A 10,265-nucleotide genomic window follows, 5' to 3' on the forward strand; every position below is an offset into this window, starting at 1 on the left:
TAGTTAATCCAAAGGTGAAGTTTTTCTTAGTTTACTACCAAATAGGGAAAACCGCTACTACCGCATCCCCTTGGCGTCCACGCTTGACTCCTCATCTATGTTCTTTTAAGATTTTATCAACATAAATAAGCAATTCACCAGCCGTTACCTCACCCTGTTGCTCGATAGTAGCCGATGGTGCTAAATCTTTTAGCAGTTCCACCGCCGCCGCCAACATTTTTCCAGCCCTGGTAGCATTCCCTTCTCTCTTATAAAGAAAACCGAGTTCAAGATAGGCCGAAATAGACGATGGTGCCAGATAAATAATTCTTTTCAAATAAAATTTTGCTTTTTCAATATCTCCCTTTTCTTCAGCAATATGTGCCAAAAGGTAGCAAGGTAGGACGGAGAAAGAATCTAGTTCAAGTGCTAGAGAGCCGTAGTAAGCTGCTTTGTTATGTTCCCCTAAATTCGCATAGGCTTGAGCTAGTAAGTAATAAGCACCAAAATTACTGGGCTGTAACAAAATCAATTGTTCTGCTTGTTTAATCGCATCAACATAAGCTTTCCTGTCGAAGAGTTTTTCTGCCCGAATCAGGATGTCATGTTCTGTTTTTTTATCAAAAAGCGGTTCTGTTTCCACCCGTGTTAATTGTTTACCAAAATGGGGGAGATTGCTAGCAAGCGATGGGGGCTCTGTATTACTGGGATTAGAGGTTGGCAATGAAGTTAACTGCAAAGGTGATTTTTTTTGCTGAATCTTTGGTGTTACTGCAATATCTTGCTTGGCGACATATTGCATAGCTTGCTCTATGGAATTAGCCTGCTCAGAATCAACCTTTTGGCGATAATCTTGCCTAGACTCCCTTGGGAGAGATTCGCTAAGATTAAGATCGGCTTGTACAGAGTCAAAAGCTTCAAACTGCGAAGTTTTGCTGCGTTCGTATAGCACTGATTCCGGCCAAGATTTCACCTGAAAGCGACCAATATCTTGACCGTAAAGTTCGGTATGTCCCGTAATAAGGCAGCCCCCCGGTGCCAGGGTGTTGTAAAATTTTTTCACTACAATTGAAATAGCTTTGAATTGAAAATATACAAAAACGTTACGACAGACAATAAGATCCATATTATTGATGTCGGAACTGGGGTTAGGAAAGTTATCTTTGACTAAATTTCCATAACTAAACCTTACCATCTTGCGAATATTTTCATCAACTTTCCATTCTGTTTGACGCTCGGAGAAATACTGCATTTTTAAATGAGGATCTACTAAGCGAAATGACCAAGGACTGTAAATTCCATGTTTGGCTTTTTCAATGGCTTTTTGATTTAGATCTGTTCCTAAAATTAATATCTTCCAATTATCTAAATCTGGCAGCAATTCGTAGAGAAGGATAGCCAAAGAATAAGGTTCTTCGCCCGTTGAGCATCCGGCACTCCAAAGACGCAGGGTTTTCTTCTCGCCTCCTTTGATGTTGGTTTCTTTGTTTTTTGATTCTATTAATTGCGGCAGAATCCTATTTCTCAGGAGCGCAAACTGACCTTTATCGCGAAAAAAATAACTTTCCCCAGTCGTTAATAGGCGTGTCAGTTCTCTCCATTCCCGTTCGCGTGGGGTGTCCTCAAAAGATTCGTTCTGTTCGGGATGAGGCTTTAGAAGTTGATAATAATCCTCTGGACTTGATAATCTAAGTAATTTGAGCCGCGCCCAAATTGTTTTAGCTAAACTTTCCCTATCCTGCTCCCTGACGTGCAAACCTGTGTTAATTGAAATCAGCCCGATAAAACGCTGTATTAAAGCCTCATTCATCAAAATAGTCCTTTGCACGAGATGTAGCTATCCTTTTACTTATAACTTATAAAACGCCGGAATCATAAAAAAATACAGTTTATTGTCTGATTCTTTACGATAAGTTAGTATATTTTATCCGCAAAAAAAGGCTCTTCCGTGCTTACTATGCTATGGCGACCGGGGCGACCGGGGCGACCGGAGAAAAGAAATAAAAATGGGCTCTTCCGTACTTACTATGCTATTTGAGTAGAGGGGGAGAGGGGGAGAGTGGGAGAGGGGGAGAGTGGGAGAAGGGGAGAGTGGCAGAGTGGCAGAGTGGGAGAGGCGAAAAGAAATAAAAATGTTCTTAGGTGAACAAAAGCATAGCAACTCCGAAAGAGCCCAAAACAAGGAAGCCACTGTGTTTTTACTCAGCACTAAAGCCGAAGCACTCAGCACTTTGCTATACGTGCTGGTGGGGCGATTTAGTATTCGCTCTAGAGGCATGATAAACCGGGTTTTTTGGGTTTTCAAGGTCGATATTTCGTTGATTATAGCGAAAATAAACCTGTTTATGGCATTAATGAATCGGTGTTCTAGCACACGCAAAGCTCTTGAAAGTTGTGCGTTATAAAGTCTACAATTATATTTAAAGGATAGGGTAAAAAAAATATGCCCAGTAATCGTCAACAGCCAATTATCATCACAGGTGCAGTATTAGCAATTTTAATACAGCCGATCGCTTGGAGCAACGTTTCTCTCGATCGCACATCCAGCCGACTGTCAATTAAGCTACACTTCAACTCAAAAGCCTTAACCGATCCCCCAACACCTGGGACAGATATTCAGTATACGCCGCCCAACCGGGGGGCTCCTGAAATCACCGCATCGGGTGGGACTCGTCTTCTTCCTACCACTGAAATTGAAGATGGAGGCAACCGCACGGAGACTATACCGCCGTCCTGTTCCCAGTCTCAGGTTGTATTGCTTGTTCCTCAAAATCACGTAGGACTGACTGTATCCGCTCGTCCCAGGTTTTTCTGGTACGTTTCCGATGCAAAATTGGTTCCCATAAAGTTTGAGTTAAAGCAAGTTGGGTCAGATAGGACAGTTTGGAAAGACGATACACTTAGGATACCAGCGGCTGGCATAATTGAGCTAAAAATGCCTGAAAACGAGCCGGAACTGACGGAAGGGCAAAATTACTTCTGGTCAGTATCCGTCGCCTGTAAAGCTGATTCTGGTGAAGTGAAAACAAAGGTTGTCAAGGCTGCGATTAGGCGCGTTGCTCTCACGGAGGAGCTGACAAGACGCCTTGCATCTGCTCCCTCAGACCGCGATCGCGCCAAAATCTATGCTCAAAATGGATTGTGGTATGACGCTTTGGAACAACTCTATACAGCTTCCAAATCTAAGCCCAACGAGGAATCAATCCATAACGCTTTTTTCTCACTTCTAGAGCAAGCTGGGCTGAAACAGGTGACAGAGCTAGTGCGGCAAAACTAACAGAGATCAACTGTCGTACACTAAGTACAAGCGATCGCTATTTTGGCAACCAATTGACACCTCGATCTTTTGAGAGCCTAAAAGTATTTGCTTTACGCATTGTAAAGATTTACTAATAATAGCGACTGCTGACTGTTTAAACTTACTAGGTATAGCTATCCTTACCAGTAAGTGCATTTATCCTGAGTTTTGACTCGAACGTAGATTTCGGTTGACTTCTTTCGGAGTAGTCTATGTCAGCACCAATATCGACAATTACGATCGCCCAAAAGAGTCCAAAGCAATCAGTTGTTAGAAAAACTTGCCTGTGGTTAGCAGCAATTCCTATTGCGGGAGTAATTGGTGTTAATCGGGTGCAAGCACAACCAATTGTTCCCGCAGCTGACGGGACTGGCACCGTTGTCACGCCTCAAGGTAACCTTTTTGACATTACAGGTGGAACTAAGTCTGGGGATGGTGCTAACTTATTTCACAGTTTTACCGAATTTGGCCTCAATCCTGGGCAAATTGCTAATTTTCTATCTCGACCGGATATTCTCAATATTCTGGCGCGGATAAACGGCGGAAACGTTTCTTTTATTAATGGCCTTATTCAAGTTACAGGCGGCAATTCTAATTTATTTTTAATGAACCCGTCTGGGATTGTATTTGGTGCTAATGCCAATTTAAATGTTCCGGCTGCCTTTATGGCAACTACAGCTAACGGTATCGGCTTTGGGAATGTTAATTGGTTTAATGCAACTGGCAACAATAATTATGCAGCACTGGTAGGAAAACCGAATGCTTTTGCTTTCACTATGAGTCAACCCGGAAACATCATTAACTCCGGGAACTTAGCAGTGGGATTGGGGCAAGATTTAACTTTATTGGGCGGCACGGTTATCAATACCGGGCAATTATCAGCACCAGCGGGTAACATTACTATAACGGCGGTGCCGGGAGAAAGTTTGGTGCGTTTGAGTCAGCCAGGATATTTGCTGAATTTGGAAGTTAAACCCATAGTAAATACTAGCATTCTACCCAACAATTGGACATTGCCAATTTCCTCATTGCCGCAAATGTTAACCGGAGGAAGTGGGGGTAATGCCACGGGAGTTACTCTTAACAAAGATGGCAGTGTACAACTAACTGGTTCTGGGATTCAGATACCAACAGAAGGGAATACTGCGATCGCATCTGGCACTATTAATGCTGCTGGCGAAACAGGCGGTCAAGTTAACATTTTCGGCGACAAAGTTGGCGTAATAAGCGCCAATATTGATGTTTCTGGCACTAATGGGGGTGGCAGCGTTCGGATTGGCGGTGACTATCAGGGTAAGGGAACGGTGCCGAATGCGTCGCGAACTTTTGTGAGCAAAGATTCTATTATTAGTGCAGATAGTTTGCTTAATGGTAATGGCGGTCGCGTAATTGTTTGGTCTGACGATACTACCCGTTTCTACGGAAATATTACAGCGCGTGGTGGAAGTCAAAAAGGTGATGGTGGGTTTGTCGAAACATCTGGTAAAAATAGCTTAGATATAGAGGGTGCTAGAGTTGATGCTAGTGCTGTTGAGGGAGAAGCGGGTACGTGGTTGCTCGATCCTAGAAACGTTTTAATTGGGGATTTTTCTACTGAGGGTGGCGATTTTAGTGGGGGTAATCCTGATATTTTCACTCCATCGGCTGACGATGCAAAAATTCTTCCAACCGATATTGAAAATGCGCTTAATGCTGGAACTAGCGTCACTATTACGACAGGAACTACAGGTAGTCAGGAGGGTAATATTACGGTAGATCTTCCTATTAATAGAACATCTGGTAGCAATGCAACTCTAAAGTTAGATGCGGCCAATAAAATTGTAGTAAACTCAGATATAATTAATGACTCTTCTAATCCTCTAAATGTTGTTTTGTTAGCTGGTGGCGATATTTCTGTTAGGGGTAGCGCATCGATTAGCACAAAGGGTGGCGATATAAAGTTTACTAGCACTAATGGAGCGATCGGTAGTTTTGGTACTTTAAATTCTTCAAACGATAGTGGTACTGGCGGTAATATTATTCTCAATGCTGCTACCAAGGTTGTGGCAAGTACGATCGACGCAAAAGGAGCTTCAGGTAGTGGGGAAATTCGTATTTCTGGTAGCGAAATTGACTTTGTTAATACCGTTAGTGGTGGTGCAGTTACGCTTGAGCCTGTCAAAGCCGACCAAAATATTATATTTACTGGCGATAATGAAATCGACACTGCTGCGCTGGATATCTCGTCAAGCGATATTGGTAATTTGCAGAATATTAAATCTATCACCATCGGACGAACTGATGGTAATGGGATTGTTACTGTCGATCCAACTGGGGTAAATTTTACTGTTCCGGTGACAATTCAAGCTGGAGGAGCAATTACAGCCAATGGTAATATTACAACGACGGGGAAAGATATCACTATTATTAGCAAAAATGGCTCGATTAACACGAGTGCAGTTACGGTAGACTCTAGCAGTAGTTTTGTAAATGGGGGATCGATCGCACTTGATGCCAAAGGCGATATTATCACAGGTGACATCAAATCTAATGCGCTTGGTAGCGGTAATGGTGGGGAAATTAAACTCACCAGCGGCAGTATAATTGATACAAGTAACGGTAGTCTAAATTCCAGTAGTGCTAGTGGAAATGGTGGTGCTATGACTATGACTGCGCCTACTAGCATTACTATCGGGCCGATCGACTCCAGAGGGACACCCGGTAGCGGCAATATTAACCTTACTAACGATGAAATTAATTTCACTGGTGGATCTAATTCAGTACAAAGTAAAGGTGCAATTAAGCTAGAGCCTTTTACCCCAAATCAAAATCTAGCAATAGGCGAACCGGAGGATACTGGTTCTACCACTTTAGATATTACGGCAACGGATATTGCTGCTTTGGATAAAACTGGTTTCACCTCCATTACTATCGGACAAGGAATTAGCGGCAATGGTTTAGTTACGATAGAGAAAACAGGAAATATAAATGTTGTTGATGATGTCAAAGCTAGGATCGATTTAACTCTAAATGCAGGCACTGCCGATATCACATTTAAGGGTGCGATTGGTAACAGTCAACCGCTAGGTAATCTCACTATTAATAATACCAATAAGGTGACGCTTAATGGCAATATCACTACAACTAACAACCGCACTATTAGCTTTGGAAATTCAAATGCAGTTAGTTTAAATGGCGATACGGCGCTAACAGCAGATGAGATTAACTTTAACCAAAAAGCTAATTCTGTCAGCGGTACTGGTAAACTAATTCTTCAACCAACCACTGCTAGTCAAGGAATTGCGATCGGGGGTAGTGGTGATACGGGATCTAGTACTTTGGATCTGACATCAACAGATATTGCTGCTTTGAATGATGGTTTTAGTTCGATCGCAATTGGACGTGAGAATAGCACTGGTGTAATTAATATTGCTGGGGATGTCACTTTCCAAGATTCTGTATTAATTCAATCTCCTGTAGATGCAGGAACGATCGTAAATAATGGTGGTGCGATCGCAGGTACAGATAATGCTTCAATTACCCTAAAAGCAAATCAAAATATCACTCTTGGTAATATTACTTCACCCGCCGGAATTACTATTACCAGCAATAACGGGATAATTGATACTAAAGCTGGAATTTTAGACTCTTCTGCAAGCGGTACTGGAGGCCCGATCGCACTGACAGCTAAAAGCAATATTGCCACTAAAGATATTTTATCTTTCTCCTCAGAGACAGGTTCTGGTGGTAAGATTACCCTCAACAGCAGTGAGGGAACAATTGATACTTCCTTGGGAATATTAGACTCATCCTCTAACAACAGTAATGGCGGCAATATTGACATTAATGCTCCCACCAGCATCACCGCATTTGGCATCAACTCCACAGGAAATATCGGCGGAAATATTAACCTAACTAGCAATAAAATTAACTTTACTGGAGCAACTGATTCAGTAAAGAGCAAAGGCAATATTCTGCTTCAACCATTTACACCCAGCCAAAATTTAGAGATAGGCACTCTAAACTTCAACGCCTTAGTAGATGGTTTTCAATCCATCACAATTGGACGAAATGATGGCAGCGGTGTGATTACATTTAATAGCGCTTTTACATTCAGCGATCCAGTAATTATTCAATCTCCATTAGGATCGATTGTGACGTTTGCTCCAATTACAGGAGTTGATGACGCCTCTATTACTATAACTGGAAACACAACCCTTAAAGGAAATATTACTACTGATAAGCAAAATATTAATATTAATGGCAATATTTTAGTCGATAATAATATCGCAGTTACTACAGGCGCTACGTTTGGTGGTAATATTATCATCAATGGAAAGATTGATGGCGATAGAGATATCACTTTAGAAGCAGGCACTGGTGATATTACCGTTAGCGGTGATATAGGTAGCACTACGCGACTTGGAAATGTGTCGATAGATAATGCTAACAATGTCACAATAGGAGCAATTACTGCTGCTAGCATCACTCAAAAAGTAGGTACAGGCAATACAACTTGGGGAGCTTTAAATACAAATACTTCGGCTGGAATTAACCTAAAAGGCAATAATTTTAACTTGGATGGTGCAGTTACAACTACTAACTCTGGCGGTTTTACTATTGATAACGAAAGTCCGCTCAATATTGCCATTACGACTGACTTTAACTTAGATGGAGCGTTCAACCAAATTGGCAAAGGTGAGGTTTCGACAGCAGGCGATATCACTACTACGAATGACGATATCAGTTTTAGCAGTCCCGTTATTCTCAGAGGAAATGTTGCTCTCAATACTGGCAAAGGTGTTGGCGATATTAATTTTGGCAAAACTGTTGATGGCAATTTTGATTTTAACCTAAGTGCTGGAGAAGGGAATATTAATTTTGCTGGTGGAGTCGGTAATCAAACAAGAATAGGAAATCTGATTATTGATAATGCTAAGAATGTGAAAGCAGGCGAAATTACTGCTGCTAGTATTACTCAAAATGCGGGTACAGGCACTACTATCCTGGAAACTTTGGATACCAATACTACTCAAGGTATTAACTTAAGTAGTAATAATTTTAAATTTGATGGAACAATTGCAACGAGCAACAATGGTGGTGTTACCATCAATAACAGCGGAGAGGTGAATATTGCCGATGCTGCTGATATGAAGTTGGAAGGAACTTTTAAGCAAATCGGAAAAGGTGCAGTTTTCACTGCCGGAGATATATTTACCAACAATAATGATATCCGTTTCGGTGGCGCAGTAATACTGAATGGAAATGTAATATTTAATCCCGGTATAGCTACGATCGCATTTGGTTCCAGTTTGACTGCTGGCAACAACCCGTTAACCTTAACAGCAGGCGAAATCGACTTTGGTGGCCCAGTTAGCGGTAGCAGCACTATACTGCTTCAGCCAGCAACTAAGGATAGTAATGTAGCAATTGGCTCATCTATACCTGGTGCTTTTAACCTGACAGTTGCAGAAATAGCCAATCTACAAGATGGTTTCAGCAATATAACTGTTGGACGCGAGGATGGTACTGGTACAACTACAGTTAAAGATGTTACATTCTCCGATCCTGTGACAATTCGATCGCAGTCAGGCGCGATCGCAGTCAATGGGCCAATTATAGGCACCGATAACGCCTCAATTACCCTCGACAGCGACACCACAACCCTCAACGCAGGCATTAGCACAACTGGCGAAAATATCACCGTTGGACGTAGCGTGTTACTGGGCAATGATGTCACTTTAAGCACAGGTAAGGGAGACATCACCTTTAATGGCACAGTCAACGGCAACAATCAATTGACCCTGAATGTTGGCAATGGCAATGTCAGGTTTAACGCTGCCGTTGGCGCACAAACACCTCTCAGCAACCTCGATATTATCAGCGCACAAAATGTTTTTGTAGCTGGCGGTGTTAATATCACCAACAATCTCTTATTTAATGTACCGATAATTCTCACAGATAATGCCACTTTCAGCGGCGGTGCAGGTAAAGATATTACTTTCAATAACCTGAATAGTGAAGCGGGTAAAGCTAATAACCTCACACTGAATCCGGGGACTGGTAACATTACTTTCAACGGCGCGGTTAGCGGCATTGGCGACATCTTGATTCTCAGTGCCAATAATTTGACAGCAGCTTCGACTATAGATGCAGCAAGTCTACAGCACTCAGCCGGAACTGGTGAGATCGGCTTGCTAGGAAATGTTAGCACTACGGGTGTTGGTGGAGTAGATTTACGGACAAACGGCAGTATTCGCGCTGGAAATATTACCAGCAATGGTCATAATATTAACGCGATCGCCAACAACAGTACGATCGAAACTGGCAACTTAGATGCTTCTAAGATCGGAACTGGTGGAAATATTTATGTTTCTAGTCCAAAAGCAGCTGTTACCACTGGTGATTTGACAGCTAGAGGAGAAACGCAAGGCGGTGCTGTTACTGTGGTGTCTGGCGATCGCATTACCACCGCCAATATCGATGTTAGCGCTACTGTTGGCAAAGGCGGCTCAGTCTTGCTCGACCCTCCCAACGATATTCGCGTCGGCACTATCAATGCACAAGGGGGAAATAGCGGTGATGGCGGCAACGTTGATATTACCACAGCGCGGTTCTTCCGGGCGACTGGCACTTTGCCAGACGGTAGCAGCATTTCCACCGCAGGCGGCACAGGTAATGGTGCGATAATTATCCGCCACGGAGGAGGAGATTTGAACACGCCGTTTGTTGTCGGTGATGCGTCAACTAACGGCACTTTGGGTGCGTTGACAACTGGTGCTGATACGATTTCGCCTACCCAGTCTTTTCCTGGCCCATTCACTTTGGGCAATATTCAAATCATTACCTCAGCACCACCACCCCAACCGGAACCACCCCAACCGGAACCACCCCAACCACCACAACCGGAACCACCCCAACCGGAACCACCCCAACCACCACAACCGGAACCACCCCAACCGGAACCACCCCAACCACCACAACCGGAACCACCCCAACCGGAACCACC

4 protein-coding genes are annotated in these 10,265 nt (G+C 43.0%); 3 read left to right on the forward strand and 1 reads right to left on the reverse strand.

All coding sequences use genetic code 11. The features are described from left to right. Positions 1-91: 91 nt before the first annotated feature. Positions 92-1,789 (reverse strand): CheR family methyltransferase, encoded by a 1,698-nt coding sequence (locus tag LAY57_RS18990; RefSeq protein WP_249068382.1) that lies wholly within the window; start codon positions 1,787-1,789, stop codon positions 92-94. A gap of 322 nt (positions 1,790-2,111) precedes the next feature. Between LAY57_RS18990 and LAY57_RS18995 the strand changes: the two genes are divergently transcribed. The 3 genes from LAY57_RS18995 to LAY57_RS19005 form a co-directional block, all read left to right on the forward strand. Beyond that, positions 2,112-2,384: a hypothetical protein gene (locus LAY57_RS18995; protein ID WP_249068383.1), complete on the forward strand. Its 273-nt coding sequence runs from the start codon at positions 2,112-2,114 to the stop codon at positions 2,382-2,384. Between the two features lie 38 nt (positions 2,385-2,422). Next, positions 2,423-3,256: a DUF928 domain-containing protein gene (locus LAY57_RS19000; protein ID WP_249068384.1), complete on the forward strand. Its 834-nt coding sequence runs from the start codon at positions 2,423-2,425 to the stop codon at positions 3,254-3,256. 233 nt (positions 3,257-3,489) lie between these two features. After that, positions 3,490-10,265: two-partner secretion domain-containing protein (locus tag LAY57_RS19005; RefSeq protein ID WP_249068385.1), on the forward strand; the 6,776-nt coding region annotated here is incomplete at its 3' end.

Origin of the sequence: Argonema antarcticum A004/B2 (genome assembly GCF_023333585.1) — a bacterium.
Classification (GTDB): domain Bacteria; phylum Cyanobacteriota; class Cyanobacteriia; order Cyanobacteriales; family Aerosakkonemataceae; genus Argonema; species Argonema antarcticum.

What these genes read in the sequence shown, in the direction of transcription:
- LAY57_RS18990 (WP_249068382.1), bottom strand. Translation starts at nt 1,789, where the DNA reads ATGAATGAGGCTTTAATACAGCGTTTTATCGGGCTGATTTCAATTAAC.
- LAY57_RS18995 (WP_249068383.1), top strand. Translation starts at nt 2,112, where the DNA reads ATGTTCTTAGGTGAACAAAAGCATAGCAACTCCGAAAGAGCCCAAAAC.
- LAY57_RS19000 (WP_249068384.1), top strand. Translation starts at nt 2,423, where the DNA reads ATGCCCAGTAATCGTCAACAGCCAATTATCATCACAGGTGCAGTATTA.